Genomic DNA, 21457 nt, shown 5'->3' on the forward strand with positions numbered 1-21457 from the left:
GCACAGCGTCGCTGAACCGACATGACGGGAGGAGAGCACAAGGGCCAAGCCCGTCGCGTCCGTTCCGATCGATCGGATGCCCGCCGACCCGCCGAACGCCGACACACGCGATCTCGACCGCCTCGACGGCGGAGAGTCCGGTTCCGCCGGCGACGGCGTCACGGTCGAGTCCGGGACGATGGACGACGTCGACGCGGTGGCGGACCTGTGGGTCGCCCTCGCGGACGGCCAGCGCTCGTACGGCACCCACCTCGCGGCCGCGGAGAACCGCCCGGACGCCGCCGACGCGGCCGCGCGCGCGGTCGTCACCGACGGGCTCGTCGTCGCCCGGGGTCCGGACTCGGACGAGTCCGACCCCGGCGACACGGACGGATCTGATTCGGACGGCACGGGATCGCCGCGCTCGGAGTCGGATGCGATCGTCGGGTTCGTCACCTTCGGCGTCGAGTCCGGGCGCTACGATCTCGACGTGACGCGCGGGGTCGTGTACAACCTCTTCGTTCGCGAGCACTACCGCGGTGTCGGTGTCGGTTCGCAACTGCTCGCGACCGCAGAGTCGTCGCTCGGGGACGCCGGCGTCGACGTGATCTCGCTGGAGGTGATGGCCGACAACGCGGACGCGAAACGATTCTACGACCGACACGGGTACGAGCCCCACCGGGTCGAGCTGGAGAAGCCGATCCGGGGGGACGGAAGCGATACCGATTAAACGGAGGACGCAGTACGACCCCAGTACGCGCCGGGGGAGCATGGGCGGTGCATGCACTCGACTTGTAATCGAGACTTCGCGGGTTCGAATCCCGCCCCCGGCTGTTCTGTCGGACCACGGGCACTCGCAGACGCCGGTCCCTACCCGACGAGATCCTAGACGCGGTCATCGGAGGTGGAGAGGCGTGAGCGCGGCCGAGTCAGCGATGCTCGTCGATCCACGTGCACCACGCTTGGAAGTCGTCCGCACCGCATTGGTCCGCGATGGATCGCAGGGTTCCGATGGCGATGTCGTCGTGCATCGGGACGTCGACCAGCCGGACCTCGCCCGTGTCGGGGTTCTCGTACCGAAGTCGGACGTGGCTCCCCTTCCGGTGGACGGGCGCGCAGCCGATGCTAATGAGTACGGAAATGACCTCCCGCCCGGAGTACCCCGACCGCATTTAGTGGAGGAAATCGGGGAGTTCGCCGTTCTCGTCGCGCGCAGCCTCGACGTCGTTGGGATCGATCCCGAGTTCATCGGAACAGAACGCGTCGGGGTCCTCGATCGGGTCGCCGCCGCCCTCCTGGAGTGCCAGCACCTCAGCGAGTTGGGACAGCGCCTCGGCCTTCGTCTCGCCGCCGCGGGCGAGTCCGGTTTCGAGGTCGCGGGCCGTGATCGAGCCGTCGTCCTCGACGATGAACTCCACCCCGGATTCGTGGTTCTTGTCGGACGCACTTGCCATACCTGCGATTCGTATAGCCGGCCGATATGCGTTCGGTCAGCATTCGTCGTCGAGACAGTCGTCGTTCACCGGGTCGAAGTCATCCGCATCCTTCATCCGCATCCTGATACTCGTCGAGTCGATTCAGGCCGGCGTGGCCGATCCATCCTCTCATCGCTCTCGGACCCCCGCCGACCTCGGTAGGGTCGCGTTTCGAGCGACGCGGCCGCAGTCCGGTCGCCATACCATGACGTATCAGTGCTATAACTTTTTATCGGTCGTTCGAACGCCGAATCCGACACGTCCGCGGTCGGGCGTGCGACACCATCATGCCGCATTCGGAACCATCGCTTCACCGACCGAGTACGCGACGCCTCGTTGACACGGCCGGCCCTCCAGTACACCAACGGGGGATGAACGAATGACCGGAGACGGGCCCGCACGGTCACCGCTCGCCGTCGTGACGGCGGTGGTGCTCTGTGTCGTGCTCGCGGCGGGGGTCGTCGGCGTCGCCGGCGTCGGCGGGGACATCGACACCGTCGAGAACACCAACGTCGGCGTGCTCGGACTCGACGGGGGCGAGGAAACCTCCCATGCCGACCCCGGCGCCGTGCGGGCGGCCGCCGACCGCGGGGGCCTCCCCGACGGGAACACGTCGACGCTCGAAGTGATCGCCGCCCAGGGCGACCGGTTCAGCTACCGGATCGTCGTCGAGGGCGACGCCACGTCGGCCGTCCTCGACGGCCACTCCGCCGACCGTGACGACACGATCCGGTACGACGGCGACGGAACGGTCACGATCGCCGGCGAGACCGGCGACGGAGCCGGCGACGCCTACCTCGTGACCGGCGAAATCCGGTCCGTGCAGGTGATCGGCAACGCCTCGCCGTACCGGATCGAGCTGGACGACGAGGACGTGACCGGTAGCCTCCCGACCGCAGACGATGACGCCGGGGACGCTGGGGACGGCGAGACCGACGGTGACGGAGTCGACGAGGACGAAACCGAGACGGCTACTCCCGCCCCCGGCGACGGGGACGAGGACGCCGGGGCGGATCCGCCCGACGACGTCGGCACCGAGACCACGGAAGACGACACCGAAACGCCGGAGAGTACGACACAACCGCCCGCTGAGGAAACCGAGACGCCGGAGACCACGACTGAACCGTCCGCGGACGAAACGGAACCGCCCGAGCGTACGACGGAACCACCTGAGAACGACACTGAAACACCTGAGCAACCGGACGAGACGCCGGGATCCGAGGACGGCCCGGAGCAGCCTGACGAGACCTCCGACGGCACACCCGCGCAGCCCGACGACGCGCCCGACCGCGAGATCGACTCCTGCACGGTCGTCGACGAGCCGGGACGATACGAGGTGACCGACGACTTCACGGCCGACGGCGACGGCGTCTGCCTCCACGTTCGCGCCCCGGACGTGGTCCTCGACGGGAACGGGAACACTATCGCCGGCGACGGGAGCGAGGACTCGATCGGGCTCCTCGTGCTCAACGGGACCGTCGGCACCGGCGATGTCGGCGACCCGCTGACGAACGTGACAGTCCGCGACATGGGCGTCACGGGGTTCGACACCGGCGTCCAGGCCGGGTCGTTCGACGCGGTCGGGACGAGCCTCACGCTCGTCGGGGTCGACGCCTCCGGCAACGCGGGCGCGGGCGTCTACTTCAACGAGGTGGACGACTCGACGCTTCGCGAGATCACCGCGAACGACAATCGCCACGGCGTCCTCCTGTGGGAGACGTACGACATCGAGGTTCGCGGGCTCGCCGTCGAGGACAACGACGCGCAGGGCCTGTATCTCGCACAGAACGTCGGCCGAAGCACGTTCTCGGACGTGCGCGCCGTCGGCAACGGCGCGGACGACGGCGGCGCGGCGATCCGCCTCAGCACCGACGTGGAGAACAACGTGATCGCCGACAGCGTCGTCGCGGACAACGACGGCCCCGGGATCGCGTTCTCCGACAGCGGCGACAACGTGATCCGCGACACGACGATCGAGGACAACGCCGCTCCCGGCGTCGTCGGCGACTACCCCGGCGGCGACCGACTGGAGCGGGTCGCGCTCCGCGGGAACGGCGACCGGCAACTCACCATCGAGCGCGGCGAGTTCGGCGTGACGGCGGTCACCGTCGGCGACGGCGTGACCGTCTCCTTCGCTGACGGCATCGCCGACCTGGGGCTGAACAGCGACGACCCGTACGAGTTCGACACGGTCGAGGGCGCCTCCCTGCCCGGCGACCCGCCGGGGACGCCCGTCGCGAGCGAAGCGCTGTCGGTGTCGGGTGCGACCGTCCCGACGGAACTCTCGTTCGAGATCGACGGGACGACCGACACCGGGGCTATCGACCTCTGGCGGTACGACGGCGATAGCTGGACCCGCGTCGCCGACGGTAGCATCACGGACGGGCAGTTCACGGCTACGGTCGAGGCTGTCGGCGTCCTCGTTCCGCTCGAATCCGTCGACGAGTCCGAGGACGGCACCGCGACACCGGACGGTCCGGAGGGCGACGGGACGGAGACGCCAGCGGGCGACGAAACCGGAACGGAGACGCCGGGAGCCGACGATGAGGGGACCGTGGCGGCCGACTCGGGGACCGAACCGTCCACGCCGGAGGCTGACGACGGGACGGCCACTCCGGCCCCCGACGACGGCGATTCCGAGCGCGAAGGGACGGAGACCGCGACGCCGACCCCCGACCCCGAGGAAACGGAACCGCCCGCCTGACCCTCGACCGACAGCGGGGACTGCGCCGAGCGACTCCGAGAGTTCGATCGACGCCCTTCGGCGGTATGAGTCGGGGGAGGCGCACCGACCACGGGGGGTCGTCGAGGACCGGACGGTCGCCGGAGAGGGAACCTCGCGAAAACGGGTGACGGATGGAACGTCACCCGTCGGGCCGAATCCGGATCGGCCGCGCCGGGGGGCGCGGCCGCGGTGGATGCGATGCGATGGCGACCCGCCGTAGTAGGGGGCCAGTTCGGCGGTCGTCCGAGCGGCGTCGGGCGGCGCGTGATATCGCCGGTGCCGACGCGTCTCGGTCGCTACTCGCGTCAAGGGAGGCGACAAACCCCGTCCGCGAGCGATCGATACGAGGCCCGACTCGGATATTGTTATCACCCGTATATCCTCAGTCAATTAGTTGACTATTGATGGACGCGTGGCGGATGAACGATGCTGCGGTGGAACCGGAGTCGTCGTTTCCAGCCTTGGCAGCGGTCGCTCACGGCGTCGTCACGCGAAAAATGGGTACCGGACCGGTCGGTCCGGCTCCGCTGCCGTGGTGTCCATGTCGGGCCAGTCGCGACCATCGGCGGGTCCGAACCGCCGTCCGTCGCCGCGAGGTCTCGCGGCCGGCAGGGGGCAGCACCGCCGCGAGCGACCGATGAACGTGGCGCGACACTGATAGTAATCGGCCGCATAACCGGACGGATCTGCCACAACTCGGGGGAGTGCGCCGTTCCGGATCCGGTCGCGAGGGTGACGGACCGGTTCGGTGACGGAACGGTTTTGACGCGTCCGTCCCCGCCGTACGACGTGCGACGGGACGTTCACGGCACGACCGTCGTCGGCGTCGATGTCGGCCCCGACACCCGCTGTGCCCACTACGACGGACCGACGGACGTGATCGCCCTGCGGCTCGGCTGTTGTGAGCGGTTCGTCCCGTGCGTCGAGTGCCACGACGCCGTCGCGGACCAAGGATCCGAGCCGTGGCCGCGCGACCGCTTCAAGGAGCCCGCGGTGCTGTGTGGCGCCTGCGGCGCGACGCTGTCGGTCGAGGAGTACCTCGACGCCGGATTCGCCTGTCCGGCGTGTGACGCGGCGTTCAACCCCGGCTGTGCGTCCCACTACGACAGGTACTTCGAGGGCGTCGAGCCGGACCGGTCGTAGGCGACGGAAGTGAAGTCGTCGCCGACGGAAGTGGAGTCGTCGCCGACGGGACCGGTATCGTCCCCGGCGACCGCGGTCGCCGAGCTTCCTGCCGCCGAGCCTACGCGTCGACCTTCTCGGCGAACTTCTCGCGCACCTTGTCGATCTTGGGCTGGGCGTGCATCGAACAGTAGGCGTCGTTGGGGTTCTTCGCGAAGTAGTCCTGATGTTTCTCCTCGGCGCGATAGAACGTCTCCAGCGGTTCGAGTTCGGTGACGACCTCGTCGTCGTAGCCGCCCTCCTCGTCGAGCGCCTCGATGTACGACGCCGCGATCTCGTGCTGTTCGTCGTCGTGAGACAGCACGATCGACCGGTACTGGGTCCCGACGTCCGGTCCCTGCCGGTTCAACTGCGTCGGGTCGTGAACGGTGAAGAACACCTCCAACAGCTCCTCGTAGCCGATGACATCGGGGTCGTACGTCACCTGCACGACCTCCGCGTGTCCCGTCGTCCCCGAGCAGACCTCGCGATAGGTGGGGTCCTCGGTGTGACCGCCGGCGTAGCCTGACGTGACGTCGTCGACGCCGTCGATCTCCTCGAAGGCCGCCTCGATACACCAGAAGCAGCCGCCGCCGAACGTTGCGCTCTCGGTCATACCCCCGATCAGGGGCGCGACGGGTATGTACCTTGCCTGCCGGCGGGAGGTGCGTCACCAGCCTCGCCGTCGTCACCGTGTTCGCCGGGCGCCGACGAGGAACGCCGGGTTTCGCGTACCGCGGCGCTCGAACACCGTGTCGGCCACGAACGCCAACTCCCAGCCGCGCTCGGGGGTGAACAGATCGCGCAGGTCCGCCCGCGACAACGACGCCCAGGTGGGAGCCACGTCGTCGCCGCGGGCGTCACACACGAGGAAGTACCACCCGTCCGGGCGCAGCGTCCGCCGGATCGCCTCGGTCGCGAGTCGGCGCTCGGCCGGCCCGAGACAGTGCAACATCGCGGAGTCGACCACCGTGTCCGCGGTCACGCCGAGCGCGTCGAGCCGGAGCGCGTCCCACACGAGGAAGTGGGCGCGGACGCGTCGCCAGCGTGCCTTCTCCCGGGCCTGCCGGATCGCCGTCGGCGCCACGTCGACGCCGACCACCTCGTGGCCCCGCCGCGCGAGAAACAGCGACAGCTCCCCGGTGCCGCAGCCGACCTCGATCACCCGTCGGCCGATCCGGCCGGCCTCCGCCAGCGCCACGAACGCGCGCTGCGGGCGACCGATGTCCCAGTTGGGGGAGGCGTCCCGGTAGCTGGCGTCGAAGCCGTAGGCGGCCGCGGGGTTGACGTAGTCGAGCCCCGGGTCCGTCGTCGCCGACATACCCGAGCGTCGGCGCCGGGGATGTTAGTTCCCGGCGGCGACTCCACCCGTCACAGACCGGCGAGGAGCCGTCGGAGGAACCGGTCCTGGTTCGGGAGGTCCTCGCGCTCGGCGCGGTCCTCCGACAGCGCGAGCCACCGCAACACCACCACGAGGTCGTGTTCGGGGTCGACCCAGACGACGTTCTGCCCGTGGCCGAGCATCGCGTACGCCGATTCGGGCGCCGACGGCCACAGCGTCCGGTCGGTGTTGAGCCACAGCAGGAAGCCGTAGTTCGGGTTCACCTCGCAGGGCGCGGTCGCGGCGTCGACCCACTCCTCGGAGAGGAGTCGGTCGTCTCCCCACCGTCCGCGGTTCACCAGGAGGTGACCCGCCCGCGCGAGGTCGCGCGCCGACCCCCAGAAGCCGCCGCCCCAGTGGCCGCCGCCGGAGACGGACTGCATGGTTCGTCCCTCGATCTCCACGTCGGAGTTGTGGTAGCCGTGCCACTCCCAGGTCCGGGTCGCCCCCGCGGGATCCAGCACCTCGTGGGCGAGCACGCGCGGGAGCGGCTTCGCCCACAGGCGCAGCAGCGACAGCGCGAGCCGGTTGATCCGCACGTCGTTGTACTCCCAGTGGGTGCCCGGGGCCGCCAGGTCGCGGTGTTCCCCCTTCCCCGGGCCGCCGGTCTTGCCGACGCCGCGGTTGCGGTCGATGCTGTCCGGGCGGTCGAACAGCGTCCCCTCCCACTCGCTGGTCTGCTGGAGGAGGTGGCGCCAGGTGATCGGCGCGTTCTGAGCCGAGTCGAAGCCGCCGTCGTCCGCGTGCCCGCGGCTCTCGGCGACGCGGTCGTCGAGCTCGAACAGCCCGCGGTCCCAGGCGGCCCCCGCGACGATCGAGAGGAACGACTTCGCGACCGAGAAGGAGTGGTCGACGCGGCGGGTGTCGCCCCACTCGGCGACGAGTCGCCCCTCCTTCAGGACCAGTCCCGCGGGGCCGCCGCGGCGGTCGGGCATCGGCCCGAGCGTGTAGCCCATCTCGCCCTCGGACTCGTCCCACGGCTCCTGGTTCGAGAAGTCGTACGCGACCTGCTCGGGCGGGGTACCGGTCGTCAGGTGGAACTCGACGGCGTCGCGGACGGCGTCGGGGTCGAGGCCGACCGCCTCCGGGTCGACCGGCTCGAACCCCTCGTCGCCGGCGTCGGGAAACTCCATGCGGGGCGGTTCCGCCCGCGGGACAAAAACCGACGGGAGCCGGCGGGCGACGCCGGGGACCGAACACCGGGAGCCGGCATCCGTTGGCCGACATCCGTGGCCGGGGTCCGCGAGCCGGCGTCCACGCCGCCGCGGGAAACGAGCGGACTTACAAGGACCCTCGCAGAAGTGCGGGGACATGAGCGATCGCGACCCCAGCGACGACAGCGAGGACCCGAACGCCGAGGTCCAGTACCACATCGAGGTCGGCCCCGACGACGTGGCCGACACCGTCCTCCTGCCGGGCAACCCCGAGCGCGTCGACAAGGTGACCGCGCTGTGGGACGACCACGAGGAGGTGGGTCAGCACCGCGAGTACCGCACCGCCACCGGCGAGTACGACGGCGAGGCGCTGTCGGTCACCTCCACGGGGATCGGCTCCCCCTCGGCGGCCATCGCCGTCGAGGAGCTGGCACGCGTCGGCGCGGACACGTTCATCCGCGTCGGCTCCTGCGGCGCCATCCAGGAGGGGATGGACGTGGGCGACCTGGTCATCACCTCCGGCGCCGTCCGCCAGGAGGGGACGAGCAAGGAGTACGTCCGCGAGGACTACCCAGCCGTCGCCGACCACGAGGTCGTCTCGGCGCTTGTGGCCGCCGCCGAGCGCCTCGGCTACGACTACCACGTGGGGATCACGATGTCGGCGGACTCCTTTTACGCCGGGCAGGGCCGGCCCGGGTTCGAGGGGTTCGAGGCCGCCGGCAGCGACGCGCTCGTCGACGAACTGCGCGAGGCGAACGTGAAGAACATCGAGATGGAGGCCGCCGCGATCGCCACGATCGCGAACGTGTACGGCCTCCGCGCCGGCGCCGTCTGCACGGTGTACGCCAACCGCGTCACCGGGGAGTTCCGCACCGAGGGCGAGTCGCGAGCCGCCGAGTGCGCCAGCCTCGCGGCGGCGCTGTTGGCGCGAATGGACGAGGTGAAGCGCGAGGCGGGCGTCGACCGCTGGCACGCCGGGTTGTCGCTGGAGTAGTCGGCGTCGCCGGCGCGGTTCGGTGCCGCCGGGGTCGCCGGGCGTCGCCTGCGCGGTCGGGGTCGGATCGGACGCCGAACCGCCCGTTGCTGGCGGTTTCAACACGCATTTATCCACCGCCCGGAAACGCACGGCCATGAGCCAACAGGTCGTCGTTGTCGGAGCCGGGTACGCCGGCGCCGGGACGGTGAAGTCGTTCGAGGACGCAATCCAACCGGGCGAGGCCGAGTTGACGTGGGTGTCGGACACCGACTACCACCTCGTGCTCCACGAGGCCCACCGCGTCATCCGCAAGCCGGAGGTCGAGTCCAAGGTCGCCATCCCGGTCGAGGAGATCAAGGACGACGACACGAACTTCGTGAAGGGCCGCGTCACGGAGATCGACGCCGACGAGCAGGTCGTCCACACCGGCGACGGCGACGAGATCGACTACGACTACCTCCTCGTCGCCGTCGGCTCGGCGACCGCGTTCTTCGGCATCGACGGGCTGCGCGAGCACGCGCTCACCCTCAAGACGCTCGACGACGCCCGCGAGATCCACCAGGCCGTCAAGACGGCCGGCCAGGAGGCCACCACCACCGAGCCCGCGACGGTGCTCGTCGGGGGCGCCGGCCTCTCGGGGATCCAGTCGGCCGGCGAGATCGCGGAGTACCGCGACGACCACAAGGCGCCCATCGACATCGAGCTCGTCGAGGGGCTCGACTCGGTGTTCCCGAACAACGACCCCGAGGTGCAGGGCGCCATCCGCAAGCGCCTCGACGAGAAAGACATCGCCGTCTCCACGGGCGAGTTCATCTCGAAGGTCGACGAACACGCCGTCTACCTCGGCGGCGCCGAGGCGGAGTACTACGACGAGGACGACGACGGCGACGCCCCCGCGAGGGAGGACATCGACTTCTCCGAGGACCTCATCAAGGAGTACGACGTGCTGCTGTGGACCGGGGGGATCACCGGCCAGCCCGAGGTCGAGGACTTCCACCTCCACGCCGACGACCGCTCCAACCGCGTGTACGCCGAGTCGACGTTCGAGACGAGCGACGAGAACGTGTTCGCCATCGGCGACACCGCCCTCGTCGAGCAGGGCGACGAGGAGTTCGCCCCGCCGACGGCGCAGGCCGCCTGGCAGGCCGCCGAGGTCGCCGGCGAGAACCTCGCGCGTGCCGTCCGCGGCGCCCCCCTGAAGTCGTGGCGCCACGAGGACAAGGGGACGCTCATCTCGGTCGGCGAGGAGGCCGTCGCCCACGACGTGAAGGCCGCCGGGTTCGAGGTCCCGATCAACACCTTCGGCGGGCCGGCCGCCAAAGCGCTGAAAAAGGCCGTCGCGAGCCGCTGGATCGCCGACGTGTCGGGCTACGGGCGTGCGCTCAACGCCTGGAACGACATGTAGACCATCGCAGGATAGTCACCGCAGACACGCAGTGCCGTCCGTTCTCGCGGTCCGTCTCGCCCGTCAGCCACGCCGTCGACGTGGGGCTCCGTTACTTCTCGCGGTTGTCGAGGTGCCGGCTCCGGGCGTGACCGCGCAGCATGTCGAACGTGAACCACGCGGCCGCTCGCGCCCGCTCGCGGACCCGTTCGAGCCGGCCCGGTTCCCGCTCGGTCGTTCGGTCGTCAGTCATCCGTATCGCCTCGGATCGGGGTTCCCTCGGTCGGTTCGCGACCGGATCAGTGCTCGGGCGGCTCCGACGGCGCCTCCATCCCGTCGATCTTGAGGATGAGCACCGAGGCGGTGTCGTCCTTCCCGTCGACGGTGCCGTCGATGACGAGCTTCGACAGCGGCGTCGGTCCGACGCTGACGGAGTCGCCCTCGTGGAAGTCGCGCACCGACCCCTGGACGTGGATCTCCGCGCGGCACAGCTCCGGGTGGTGGACGGAGGTGAGGTTGATCTCCTGGACGTTGACGTTGTCGAGGCGCTCGCCCTCGTGGAACAGCGGCGTCGACGCGGGCTCGTCAAGGTTCTGGAGGTCCAGCGCCTCGAAGGCGGTCGCGGTCGGCTTGTATCCGCCCTTCGGCCCCGGTACGCCCTCGACCAGCTGCAGCGCCTTCAGGCTCTGCATCTGGTTGCGGATCGTGCCGGCGTTTCGCCCGACAGCGTCGGCGATCGTCTCCCCCTTGACCGCGTCCTCCTCCTCGCGGTAGAGGTTCACCAGCTCGTTGAGGATCTTCCGCTGACTGTCGGTGAGTTCGATGGACGACATTTGCTCATTGTCGTCCGGGAACCCGCATAAAACCACGGACCCGAACCCCCCACGTGGACGATCCCCACACGGCGGCCGGTTGACACTGAGTGGGCGGGCGTGATCGCAGGACAACGACGGGTCGAGCGAGCCGGGTCGTCGGGACCGAACGGCCCCCGATGTGCGGCCGGCACATCAGCCAACCGACACGGCTTTGCCGGCGGCCGAGTCCATCCCGAGTATGAACGACACACGCGTGCTGGTCACCGGCGGCGCGGGGTTCATCGGTTCGAACCTCGCGAACACGCTGGCGGCGGCCGGCAACGACGTGATCGCGCTCGACAACGGCTATCTGGGGACGCCCGAGAACCTCTCGGCGGACGTGGAGTTCGTCGAGGCGGACGTGCTCGATGAGGACCTCCCGACGGACGTGGATTGCGTGTTCCACCTCGCGGCGCTGTCCTCCCGGCAGATGCTCGAGGAGAACCCCCGACAGGGCGCCCGCGTCAACATCGAGGGGTTCGTCAACGTCGTCGAGCAGGCCCGCGCCGACGGCTGCGACACGGTCGTGTACGCCTCGACCTCCTCGGCGTACGGGAGCCGCACGGAGCCCAGTCCCGAGGACATGGACCTGGAGGCGTCGACGGGGTACGACGCGTCGATGCTCGGGCGCGAGCGCTACGCGGAGTACTACAACGACTTCTACGACGACCTGACCTGTGCCGGCGCGCGCTTCTTCTCGGTGTACCAGGGCTACGGCGGCGCCGAGGGGCACAAGGGCGAGTACGCCAACACGGTCTCGCAGTTCGCCGACGACATCGCCAACGGCCAGTCGCCGGTGCTGTGGGGCGACGGCTCCCAGACGCGCGACTTCACGCACGTCGACGACATCGTCCGCGGGCTGGAGGCGATCGCCGACCACGAGCTGGCCGGCGTGTACAACCTCGGGACGGGCGACCCCTACTCGTTCAACGAGATGGTCGAGCTGATCAACGACGCGCTCGGCACCGACGTCGAGCCGGAGTACGAGCCGATCCCGCTGGAGAACTACGTCCACGACACCTGCGCCGACATCACGAGGATCCGCGAGGCGACCGGCTGGGAGCCACAGGTCGACTTCGAGGAGGGCGTCCGGCGCGTGTGCGCGCCGTATCTCGACGACGAGTAGGCGAAGACGGACGACGGCCGGCGGCGGGGAGTTCCGGAGTTCCGGTATCGTTCTGCGGTCAGCAGCTACCGCCGAACCCCGCAGCCTCGGGGTCGCCGATCGCCGACGGAACCGTCACGACGACGGGGTCGGCGCCGCCGGCGTCGTACACGAGCGAGCGCTGTGCGAGCCAGCGGTCGTACGTCGCCGGCGGGATCGTCGCCGGCGCGGCCGGGAACAGGTGCGCGCCGGTCGTCGTCCACGAGCGCTGGGAGACGACCGGACACGCCGGCGACGGCCCTCCACGGAGCCACGAGGCAGTCGGCCCGACGCTCGCGTCGACGTTCCCGTAGTAGTTCCCCGGGACGCGGACGCCGGTGTGGGAGCTGGTCCAGGTTCCCTCGATATGCTGGGTCGCGAAGGTGCCGGCCGCGAACTCGGATTCGGTCGTCGTGCTCGGATACGATCCGGTGTCGAGGTTCACGTACGCGACCGGGAGCGTCGCCGCCATCGCGACGACGAGCACGGCGACGCCCACCGGTCGGGCGGCCGCCGCCAGCGGCCGAACGACGGCACCGATCGATCGAACGGCGCCCCCCAGCGGGCCGGCGACGCCCAGCCATCGCCGGACGGCGGATCCCCCGTCGGCAGCGACGCCCGCGAGTCGCTCGCGCGGTTCGAGCCGCGAGACGACCGCGGCCGCGAGCACGAGCACCGGGAGGTGGACGTGCGTCTGTGCGCGCAGCGCCGTCGCGAAGTACTCGGGCGTGAGCCCCGCGGTGAACGAGAAGAGGATCTGGACGACCGGCGCGAGAAACAGCGCGAACAGCGCCGGCTCGACGGGGCCGGCCCGCCCGAAGCGATGGCCCGCAAGCGCCGCCAGCGCCGCGGGCACGGCGAACGGAAGCACGAACAGGAGGACGAGCCGCGGCGTCGCGGCGGTCCCCGGGAACACGACGGTCCGGGCGTTGACGGCGATCGCCGCGAGGATGAACGCCAGCGGGGCCACCGCGGCGAGCCGACGCATCCGGCGTGTCGTGCGCTGGTACCACGGGACCGCGGCGACGAGGACGACGAGCCACGCGGCGAACAGGCCCGGAGAGGACTGCACGCGGTCGACGTACGGGACCGTGAGCGGCGTCGACGCCGCGAGCGTGTAGTAGGCGACGAAGTACGCACAGAAGGCGAGCGCGACCCCGGCGGCGACGAGCCGGCCGCGGGTGAGGGGCCGGCCGATCAGGTGGCCCGCGAGCAGGCCGATCAACACGAGCGCCGCGATCAGGGTGCTGAACGTGTGCGTGACGGGCAGCACGAGCAGGATGACGCCCGCGACGGCGAGCCATGCCCCGCGCTCGCTCCGGGCGTACAGGTGGACGGCCAGCGCGAGCAGCGGGATCGTCACCAGCGTGATCGCGTCGTCGTCGGGGACGCCGGTGCGGCGGACGAAGACGCCGTCGACGGCGAGCGCGAACGCCGCGAGCACGGCCGCGCGAGCGCGCCGTCGACCCGGCCATCCGAGGCTCGCGCCGAGCCGGCGGGCGAACACGGCGCCGAGCAGCACGCCCGTCGTCCCGATCAGTGCGTACAACGGTTGCGCGAGTCCCAGCGGCGCCGCGCCCGTCACCAGGCTGCCGGTCGACAGCAGCGCCGTCGAGGCGAGGGCGTCCACCCGCATGCCGACGAGGTCGATGTGCCCGGCCGCGTGCACGTCGTTCGCCAGCCTCGCGTAGACGATCCCGTCGAGCGTCGCGGGGAGCGGGCTCCACCACAGCGGCGCCAGCCGGGCGCCCGCGCCCACGACGACGCACGCGAGGATCGCGAGCGCCCGGCGGTCGGGACCGTTACTCATCGCTGCCCTCCGTGGGCGGTCCGGTCGCCGGCTCGTCGCGGACGAGTCGCGCGGGGGGACGCGCCAGCAGCGACGCGGTCGCCAGCCCGGCGCCCGCCAGCGTCACCGACAGACCGGCGAGTGCGGCCGCCGCGAGCAGCCCCGGCGACCCGGTCGCCTGGATCCGGACGCCGAACACCGTCAGGTAGCCCAGGGCGCCCGCGATCCTGAGGCCGGCGACTCCAACCGGGACCGCAACCAGCGCCGCGAGGACCCCGATACGGAGGGCGTCGCCGAGGACGATCCGGAACACCCGCGACGGGGATGCGCCCGTCGCGCGGTGGATCCCGATCGTCTCCCGCCGGCCGTGGACCGCCCGCGAGAACGTCGCCGTCGTGCCGCCGACGGTGAGCCCCGCTGCCAGCGCGAGGACGGTCCCGAACACGAGCCGGAGGTTGCCGAACGCCGTCTCGACGGCCCGACCGATCCCCGACGTACCGGCGCGGCCGCCGGTCGCCAGGGCCGCCGCGACCCGCTCGTCGCCGGTGACACGGAACGACTCGACGGCGACCGTCTCCCCGTCGACCTGAAGGGTCGCCTCGTAGGTCCCGGGCGGCTGTCTGGGGAGGCGCACGCCGATCTCGCGGGTCGCGCCGGAAGCGAGGGAGACCGTTCGCTCCGTCCGTCCGTCGGGGCCGGCGACCGCGACGGACACGTCCTCGACCGGGTCGCCCCACGGGTTCGACAGCGTCGCGGTCACCGTCGCGCGGGTGAGCAGATCGGGCGACTCGGGGCGAACCGCGAGCGACGCGGTCGGCCGGCGGGGTGCGTCCGCTGCGACGCGCATCGCCGCTTCTCCAGTCCGGTTGCCGGCGCGGGCGCGGATCGTGAGGTCGCCCGGGTCGCCGGTCGAGAGCTGTGCGATCCCGGCGTCGGTCGTCGTCGCGGTGTCCTCGCCGGCGGTCACCGTCGCGTTCGCCACCGGGTCGCCGTCGGCGTCGCGAACGCGGACCGAGAGCGTCGCGTTCGGGGGGCCGCGCTCGGGGAGCGGCCCGAGCGTGAGTCCCCCGCTCGTCGCGTCGCCGACGCGGATCGTCCGCGTGATCTCGCCCGCTGAGATGTCGATCGTTCCGGGCGGTCCGGTCTCGACGGCGACGGGGATCGTCGCCTCGCCGCCGGGGTCGAGCGTCACCTCGCGCTCGACCGTCCGGTTCCCCACCGTGATCGGGACGGTCGCGGTCGTTCGCTCCTCGCGCCGGTTCTCGACGACGACGGTCGCCTCGACGGTGCTGTTCGGCGCCGCGCTGTCCGGAGCGCGGATCGCCGTGATACGGGTCGACCGCGCGTCGACGCCGTCATCTGGGAGTCGCTCCGCGCGGACGAACTGCGCCGTCCCCGGCGGCTTCCCGGCGAGGCCGCGTGCGGTCGACAGCGGCACGATCAGTTGGTCGTCGAAGGGGCCGGGAGCGGTGAACACGCCGACGACCTCGACGCGGGCGAGCCCGGGGCGGGTCGGCCCGCCGAGGGTCATGCGGTCGCCGATCCCCACGTCCATCGTCCGCGCGAGGTCGGCGCCGATGACGGCCTCGTCGGCGGTCGCCGGGCGACGGCCGTCGACGAGCGACTCGTCGGTGACCGAGGCGAACGCGCCGTACTCGGCCCCGCGGACCGTGTACGTCCGGCCGTCGTCCACCTCGAACAGCAGCAGCTCGGGGCTGGCGTCGATCCCGCGGTCGCGCAGCGCGGCCGCGTACGTCGTCGGGACGGTGCTCGCGATCGGGTGGACCGCTCCGGGCTCGGTGATCGTCGCCCCCTCGCCCCCTGAGAGCGGGGCGACGATGCCCGCCATCGACCCCACCAGGACGACGAAGGCGACGAACGCCGCGAGCGTCGCGGCGGTGGGCACGGCCGTCCTTACGTCGAGCACCGTCGGCTCGGCGACCGACCGAAGCCGCGCGAGGCGGGAGGTGCCGGTCGTGTGGGGGTGGGCGTCACGGCCGTCCGCCAGGGGCGAGCCGCGGACCGCCGGGACGGCCGCGAGCACGCCGCTGACCCCGCCGAGCGCGACGACGGCCCCGAGGATCGGGATGATGACCCGTGCGGCCGCCGGCGTCAGCGTCGGCGACAGCGAGGTCGGCAGACCGGCGAACACCGCGACGCTGACGGCGGCGTTGACGCCGATGACGCCGGCGGCGTACCCGAGGGCGGCGCCCGCGGCCGACAGCAGCGTCGCGCGGACGCCGAAGAGCGCGAGGATCGTCGCCGGCCGGGCCCCGGTGGCGCGGATCACCCGGATCGTCGCCCGGCGGTCGCGGACGGTCATCCGCGTGACGCTGTGGACGACCACGCCGATCAGGACCGCGCCGCCGGCGACGACGACGCCGAGGGCGGTCAGCGCCTCGCGCGTCCCGAGCACGAAGAAGGCCAGCGCGGTTCGCAGGGGAACGCCCGAGAGCGGAATCTCCCCAGAGTTGACCGGGTGGACCACGAACGCGCCGCTCGTTCCGAGCCGGTCGACCGTCGAGGCGTTCGCCACGTACCAGCCCTCGGGGACGGTACTCGCGCCCCCGCGGGGGGTGACTCGAACTGTGGTTGACCCATCGGGACCCTGGAGGGTTCGGGTCGTGGGGGCGTCGAGCGTCCCGAGCGTCGTCCCGCTGCCGGTGTGGAGGTCCGGGGCCGCCGTGGGGGACTCGGGTCTCGCGAGGACGTAACGATCGGAGCCGTTGGGGGTGTTGGCGAGGGCGAAGGGGATCACCGTCGCGTTCGCCGGCGCTGCCGCGGCGGCCGCCTCGACGCTCGCGTGGGTCGTGACCGCGCCGTCGCTGTCGTAGCCGGCGGCGATCGCGGTCGTCTGGTCGCCGGCGACGACGACGAGCAGGGCCGTCCCGCACAGGAACGCGACCCCGACCGCGACGACGAGGATCGCCAGCCGGTCGCGACGGGACCAGCGACCGATGAGGAGGCGACGATAGGACATCTACGGGGTGTGGTGTTGGTCGCACGCGACCCGGCGTGCGGTGTGTGGGATGGAAGCCGGCGGTAATACGCAAAAAGCTTCACACTTCTCTCGGGTCGACTGTGGTGGTCAGCGGATGGTGGGAGTTCACGGACCTGCTTCGATAATCGCCGTGAACGAACAAACATCGGCTCTGTTGAAATCCTCAATAAGAGGCACGCTCAGACCGGACTGTGGTCAGTACACTCGACAAATCCAATCGCACCGGGTGAACAGTCAGGACTCGTCAGGATCCCACTCACCACAGTTACACCGGGAGTGAGCGTCAGCGAACTTCACAACGTACCCGTGAACCGCTTCAGCTAACTCGTGCATTCCGGTCGCTAAGTCACGACCCGGTCGATCGATGTCGTAGTAAATCCGAGCCCGGTGTTCCGAACGGAACGAGTCGATCCGACCCGGAATTCCCGTGTCGGAGAACACACCACGCCCTTCGATTTCTTCGAACACCTGCTCGTGCGCCCGGAAGTCAGACGATTCCGCTGCAGTCTGATCCACTACATAGAATTGGAACGACCGCTCGATCGCATTGAACGACAGCTCCACGATGCTGACGTAGTTATTCGTTCCACGCCGTAGCTGCCGACAGGTCCCGAGCATCGCGCACGCCTTTCCGAGTTGTACGTCAGCATCTGCCTGCTGCCACGACAAGGAATCCTGTACCGGCCCCGTCTCACCGTCCGCGAGCAACGATTCTACGGTCTCGACTGCATCGACCACGTCGTCAAGCCTCATCGGCGAACACCTCCCGTTTCACGTCGTCCAACACAGGCGTGTCGTGTACCGTGATCCCCTCAGTGATGACATCCCGAATCCGGTCGTGCGTCACTGCAGAATCCCGCGTTTCAACGACGATGTGTGCTTCGTACCGATCACCGTCGAACTGTTCGGATGCGATGTCGTCCTCAATTCCGTGCGCTTCGCGTTGAGCGTTCATCCGCCCGTCCTCGATAATCACGAACACGTCAATGTCGCTTGCCCGGTCCGCGTCACCCCGAGCGACACTCCCGAACAATACGATGCCCGCGTCGTCGCCGATTCGGTCAACGATCCGGTCACGAACCGCTCGCACGGGGGCATGGTATTCTGGCTGCGGAATCGCTGTGATGGGATCGTCGCTGCGAACCAGTTTCTCCGGGTTGATTTGTACCTGATTTGCTCGGCCGTCACGGTCAACGGTGACAACACCGAGTTCTTCAAGCGATTCCACCGCGCCATTGACGTTCCCCATTCCCTTCCCCGTGAGGCGGTGAAGGTCGCGGTTTGAAAACGTCTTCTCAGGATTATCGGTGAGTATCTGGAGGATATCGGCGGTGGCATCGTGGGTGAACGCGTTACGGTCTCCGACCGGGATGGGGATACAGACGTGGGGTCCCTCACGGTCTCTCGATGATCGAACTGTATTACTGTTCATGAACAGATAGACGGTTCAATGAATGTTAAACATTAGGCTCACAGCACACCGGCAAATCGTCACCGGACAAATGAACTCTGAGATGCAGCGTCTCCTCGGTATCGATCGCCGCCGACTCGACCATGCGACTCCCGGCGAATCGCGATCCCAGTCGTTCCAACACGGACCGATCGATCGGCGCCGGACTCGCGCCGTCGTCCGCCGGCACCATCGTCAGCCGTGTGACCGCGCTGTCGAACCCGCGGCGTTCCTTCGGGCGCGTTCGTGCAGGCGACGCTCCTCGATCGCGGTGGCCCAGTCACCCAAGTCGGCGTACACGTCGTCGACGCGGTCCGCGTCGAATTCGAGGACATCGACCGCTGCGGGCGAGTCGGCGCCGTACCGGTTCCGGTACGTCTCGATCCGTTCAGTAAGCTCGGACACACGGGCCTGCAACTCGTCGACGGAGTGCTCCCGCGCCAACTCGTTCACCCGTCGCCACTCGAAGTAGTCGTCGTTGCGCTCGTACCTGACCGGTCTTCCCTCGTGCCGGATGACGATACCGAGGTCGGCGTAAAACGAGAGGTGTGTCCGTGCCGACTCCGCCGAGCAGTCCGCTTGCTCGGCGATCTCGGCGGCCGTCATCGGGTCTCGCGCATGCAGCACTCCCCCGTAGACACGCTGTTTCGTGTCCTCCCCGTCGAACGGGCTGTCGAAGGGGGGCGGACCGCCTTCACGGCTGTCGTCCGTCATACGTGCACCAACGGACGTAGCCAATATATTTCTTTTGTAGACAAAATATATGGCTCTGGGTGCTTCCGATACCTTCCACCGCTTGGGGGAGTAACATTCCCTCTTGAACGCCGCCGAGCTGGTGCGTGGAGCAGGACACAGGTCATTATCGAGATAATCATTATCTAGAGTGTAGGCTACCACGGCCTAACGGCCGTGGCATTCAGCATGGACTCTCGCTCTAACCAAATCTGGTACGGATGTAAGCCCGTTCGCGTTCAGCATCCCGCTGTTCAAGCGCACGCCCACGGGTGCGCCTCCCTCGTCCCCAGTTTGGTTACGAAGGAGTTTCAGCCCGATGTTCTTCGAGGCGTTGTAGTCAGCGTGGTTTTCGTATTCACACTTCAGACACGAGAACGTCTCTTGGTCGGGCCGATTCTGCTCGTGTGTGAATCCACAGTTCGAACACCGACGGCTCGTGTTTCGGGGATTTACCTGTCCAACCGACAGGCCACGGTCTTCGGCCTTGTAGCTCACGTAGTCGAACAACCGTCGGAACGCCCACTCGTGGTGCCACGTCGCCTCGGGGATGTTCTCACGGATGCCCGTGAGCTTCTCGAAAGCGATCTGCGAACAGCCGTAGTCGAGTGCTTCGGCGACGATCTCGTTCGCCACGCGGTGCAAGTACTGTTCAAAACGTCCCGTTTCGGTTTGACCGACCGATTGGACGTTCTCATGCGCCCATCGGGTTCCACACTGCTGGAGCGATCCACGACGCTTCTCGTACTCCCGTCGCCAATGGTTCATCTCGTCTGCCGACCAGAATCTTCCCGTCGAGGTGACGGCAATATTCTCGACCCCGAGATCAACACCGAGAACCGTTCCGTTCTCGGAGAGGTCGGGGACGTCCACATCCGCCTTTGTTCGGACGTGGAGGTAGTACGAGCCATTGCGTCGATGGAGTGTCGCACCAGTCGTCTCCCACTCATCAGAGCGGAGATACTGTGCGTGTGGTGTTCCAGTCAGTTCGTCGGGGAGGACGTAGTTGACCGTGACACGCCCATCGACGGTCGAGAGCGTTGCGTGGTCGTCGTTGAACGTCGCGTTCCGCTGATTGTACTCACAGGAGCGCGAAGTGAATCTCGGCAACGACGCCTTCTCGCCACGCTTCCACTTGGCGATAACCGACTTGAGCGCGTCGACCGCTCGGTTTCGAGCCGACTGGACGTGGTTACTGTGGAGTCGCGTCGCCTCACGAACGTCGTCGTATGTCGCCTCTTGGAGCTTGTACGCACGGGTTTCAACCCAGTCTCCCTCGGAGGCGACGGTAACGACGTAGTTACAGGCCCACAGAAATTCGTCGACCGTTTCCGAAAGTAGGTTCTCATCGCTGTCGCTCACGTCGAGTTTGACAGGGACGGTGCGACGAACCTCCATACTATCACAAGAATGCCCGTATTTAAAAACTTTCAAACTTGTGACGGGGGGTCAGCCTGCCATCGACGGTGGTATCGCTCACAATTGTCGGCTTCCTCCACGGGCTAAAGCCCGTGGTATCCGCCTTGAATCTCTATGAACAGGGAACCCGTTCAGCTTGACTGAAGTTCTGGACAGACCGAAAGAGAACGTCTGCGTATCGAATACCCGAATATCAGTCGTCGTCAGCGGTGTACGCACCGCCACGTCGCTTGATCCGAGCGACAACAAGTCGCTGGTCAGCTTGTCGAAACGAGACGGAGAGCCGAAACTCTCCGACACGGATCTTCTTGTAGGGACTGTTCTGCAGTGGCTCGCCGTAGTCAGGCGGATCCCGCCATGGAGAGGTGACGATCTCATCGAGCTTTTCGATGATGCGGTCCTGCTCGTCGAGCGACAACGAGTCGAGGTCGGATTGCGCCTTCGAGGCGAGTACCCATGTCCACCCGTCGTCACTCATCGGCGGTTCCGAACCGTTCGCGGGCTTCCGCCGCACTCATGGTTTGGTCTTCACTGATATCCTCCTCAGCGGCGAGTAGGGCGATGAGCTCGTCACGGTCGAACGTCGGGAATTCGACTGCATCCCGGAGCGTATAGCGAATGAACTCGCTGCGGCTGTTGAACCCTCGACCCTGCCACGTGGCGTCGATCTCTTCGAGGAACGACTCGGTGGCTTTGAAATTCACCGTGACGATATCGTCACCACCCTCACCGTTCGTACTTGCTTTAGACATATCAGCATATTACGCTCGTCTTACGATAATCGTTTCGCCGACGGGCTCACGCTCGAACTCGAGAGGACAGTAAAGGGGGGG

General features: G+C 68.6%; 21 protein-coding genes and 1 tRNA gene. 7 read left to right on the forward strand and 15 right to left on the reverse strand.

The features are described 5' to 3' along the window. Nucleotides 1-76 precede the first annotated feature (76 nt). Together K6T50_RS03335 and K6T50_RS03340 are read left to right on the forward strand one after the other, a co-directional pair. On the forward strand, nt 77-709 hold the full coding sequence (locus K6T50_RS03335; protein WP_321170120.1) for a GNAT family N-acetyltransferase: 633 nt from the start codon (nt 77-79) through the stop codon (nt 707-709). Between the two features lie 29 nt (nt 710-738). Continuing rightward, nucleotides 739-812, forward strand: a tRNA-Thr gene (locus tag K6T50_RS03340). 96 nt (nt 813-908) lie between these two features. Here the strand turns inward: K6T50_RS03340 and K6T50_RS03345 are convergent. After that, on the reverse strand, nt 909-1151 hold the full coding sequence (locus K6T50_RS03345) for a type II toxin-antitoxin system HicA family toxin (protein ID WP_222608007.1): 243 nt from the start codon (nt 1149-1151) through the stop codon (nt 909-911). Beyond that, nucleotides 1152-1433, reverse strand: coding sequence for a type II toxin-antitoxin system HicB family antitoxin (locus K6T50_RS03350; protein WP_222608008.1), 282 nt, complete (start codon nt 1431-1433; stop codon nt 1152-1154). A 400-nt stretch (nt 1434-1833) separates the two neighbouring features. On the opposite strand from K6T50_RS03350, the gene K6T50_RS03355 reads away from it, so the two are divergent. Together K6T50_RS03355 and K6T50_RS18855 are read left to right on the forward strand one after the other, a co-directional pair. After that, complete coding sequence (locus K6T50_RS03355) at nt 1834-4158, forward strand: right-handed parallel beta-helix repeat-containing protein (RefSeq protein WP_222608009.1); 2325 nt, start codon at nt 1834-1836, stop codon at nt 4156-4158. 810 nt (nt 4159-4968) lie between these two features. Further along, the gene (locus tag K6T50_RS18855) at nt 4969-5322 is read left to right on the forward strand and encodes a CHY zinc finger protein (RefSeq protein ID WP_225935361.1); all 354 of its coding nucleotides are present in this window, start codon (nt 4969-4971) and stop codon (nt 5320-5322) included. Nucleotides 5323-5422: 100 nt separating this feature from the next. On the opposite strand, the gene msrA is transcribed toward K6T50_RS18855, so the two are convergent. The 3 genes from msrA to K6T50_RS03375 all read right to left on the reverse strand — a co-directional run bounded on the left by msrA (nt 5423) and on the right by K6T50_RS03375 (nt 7854). Next, complete coding sequence (msrA, locus tag K6T50_RS03365; protein WP_222608011.1) at nt 5423-5956, reverse strand: peptide-methionine (S)-S-oxide reductase MsrA; 534 nt, start codon at nt 5954-5956, stop codon at nt 5423-5425. 72 nt (nt 5957-6028) lie between these two features. Next, on the reverse strand, nt 6029-6661 hold the full coding sequence (locus tag K6T50_RS03370) for a class I SAM-dependent methyltransferase (protein WP_222608012.1): 633 nt from the start codon (nt 6659-6661) through the stop codon (nt 6029-6031). A 50-nt stretch (nt 6662-6711) separates the two neighbouring features. Further along, entirely contained in the window at nt 6712-7854 is a 1143-nt protein-coding gene (locus K6T50_RS03375) for a serine hydrolase domain-containing protein (protein ID WP_222608013.1), read from the reverse strand. Between the two features lie 178 nt (nt 7855-8032). On the opposite strand from K6T50_RS03375, the gene K6T50_RS03380 reads away from it, so the two are divergent. Together K6T50_RS03380 and K6T50_RS03385 are read left to right on the forward strand one after the other, a co-directional pair. Further along, nucleotides 8033-8869, forward strand: a complete 837-nt coding sequence (locus K6T50_RS03380; RefSeq protein WP_222608014.1) for a nucleoside phosphorylase — start codon at nt 8033-8035, stop codon at nt 8867-8869. Nucleotides 8870-9005: 136 nt separating this feature from the next. Then, nucleotides 9006-10256 (forward strand): NAD(P)/FAD-dependent oxidoreductase, encoded by a 1251-nt coding sequence (locus K6T50_RS03385; protein ID WP_222608015.1) that lies wholly within the window; start codon nt 9006-9008, stop codon nt 10254-10256. A gap of 91 nt (nt 10257-10347) precedes the next feature. Here K6T50_RS03385 and K6T50_RS03390 read toward each other — a convergent pair whose 3' ends face one another. Together K6T50_RS03390 and K6T50_RS03395 are read right to left on the reverse strand one after the other, a co-directional pair. Further along, nucleotides 10348-10488, reverse strand: coding sequence for a hypothetical protein (locus tag K6T50_RS03390; RefSeq protein ID WP_222608016.1), 141 nt, complete (start codon nt 10486-10488; stop codon nt 10348-10350). A gap of 46 nt (nt 10489-10534) precedes the next feature. Next, nucleotides 10535-11068 carry an HTH domain-containing protein gene (locus K6T50_RS03395; RefSeq protein ID WP_073311173.1) on the reverse strand — a complete coding sequence of 178 codons (534 nt, stop codon included), beginning with the start codon at nt 11066-11068 and terminating at the stop codon, nt 10535-10537. Nucleotides 11069-11288: 220 nt separating this feature from the next. Here K6T50_RS03395 and K6T50_RS03400 point away from each other — a divergent pair, with 220 nt between their 5' ends. Further along, a complete protein-coding gene (locus K6T50_RS03400; RefSeq protein WP_222608017.1) occupies nt 11289-12215 on the forward strand; it encodes an NAD-dependent epimerase/dehydratase family protein in 927 nt (308 codons plus the stop codon). Between the two features lie 58 nt (nt 12216-12273). Here the strand turns inward: K6T50_RS03400 and K6T50_RS03405 are convergent, their stop codons facing one another. The 8 genes from K6T50_RS03405 to K6T50_RS03440 form a co-directional block, all read right to left on the reverse strand. Then, nucleotides 12274-14043 (reverse strand): hypothetical protein, encoded by a 1770-nt coding sequence (locus K6T50_RS03405; protein ID WP_222608018.1) that lies wholly within the window; start codon nt 14041-14043, stop codon nt 12274-12276. Next, nucleotides 14036-17002 carry an FtsX-like permease family protein gene (locus K6T50_RS03410; protein ID WP_222608019.1) on the reverse strand — a complete coding sequence of 989 codons (2967 nt, stop codon included), beginning with the start codon at nt 17000-17002 and terminating at the stop codon, nt 14036-14038. The genes K6T50_RS03405 and K6T50_RS03410 overlap by 8 nt, the downstream gene beginning before the upstream one ends. Nucleotides 17003-17257: 255 nt before the next feature. After that, the gene (locus K6T50_RS03415; protein ID WP_222608020.1) at nt 17258-17776 is read right to left on the reverse strand and encodes a DUF8154 family protein; all 519 of its coding nucleotides are present in this window, start codon (nt 17774-17776) and stop codon (nt 17258-17260) included. Next, on the reverse strand, nt 17766-18455 hold the full coding sequence (locus tag K6T50_RS03420; protein ID WP_222608021.1) for a nucleotidyltransferase domain-containing protein: 690 nt from the start codon (nt 18453-18455) through the stop codon (nt 17766-17768). Before K6T50_RS03420 ends, K6T50_RS03415 begins: the two co-directional genes overlap by 11 nt. Nucleotides 18456-18668: 213 nt before the next feature. Then, entirely contained in the window at nt 18669-19187 is a 519-nt protein-coding gene (locus K6T50_RS03425) for a DUF7342 family protein (protein WP_222608022.1), read from the reverse strand. Nucleotides 19188-19373: 186 nt separating this feature from the next. After that, nucleotides 19374-20603 carry an RNA-guided endonuclease InsQ/TnpB family protein gene (locus tag K6T50_RS03430; RefSeq protein ID WP_222608023.1) on the reverse strand — a complete coding sequence of 410 codons (1230 nt, stop codon included), beginning with the start codon at nt 20601-20603 and terminating at the stop codon, nt 19374-19376. Nucleotides 20604-20817: 214 nt separating this feature from the next. After that, complete coding sequence (locus K6T50_RS03435; protein WP_222608024.1) at nt 20818-21102, reverse strand: type II toxin-antitoxin system RelE family toxin; 285 nt, start codon at nt 21100-21102, stop codon at nt 20818-20820. Further along, nucleotides 21095-21376 (reverse strand): ribbon-helix-helix domain-containing protein, encoded by a 282-nt coding sequence (locus K6T50_RS03440; protein WP_222608025.1) that lies wholly within the window; start codon nt 21374-21376, stop codon nt 21095-21097. Before K6T50_RS03440 ends, K6T50_RS03435 begins: the two co-directional genes overlap by 8 nt. Nucleotides 21377-21457: the final 81 nt, after the last annotated feature.

The organism is Halobaculum magnesiiphilum, from assembly GCF_019823105.1.
Lineage (GTDB): Archaea > Halobacteriota > Halobacteria > Halobacteriales > Haloferacaceae > Halobaculum > Halobaculum magnesiiphilum.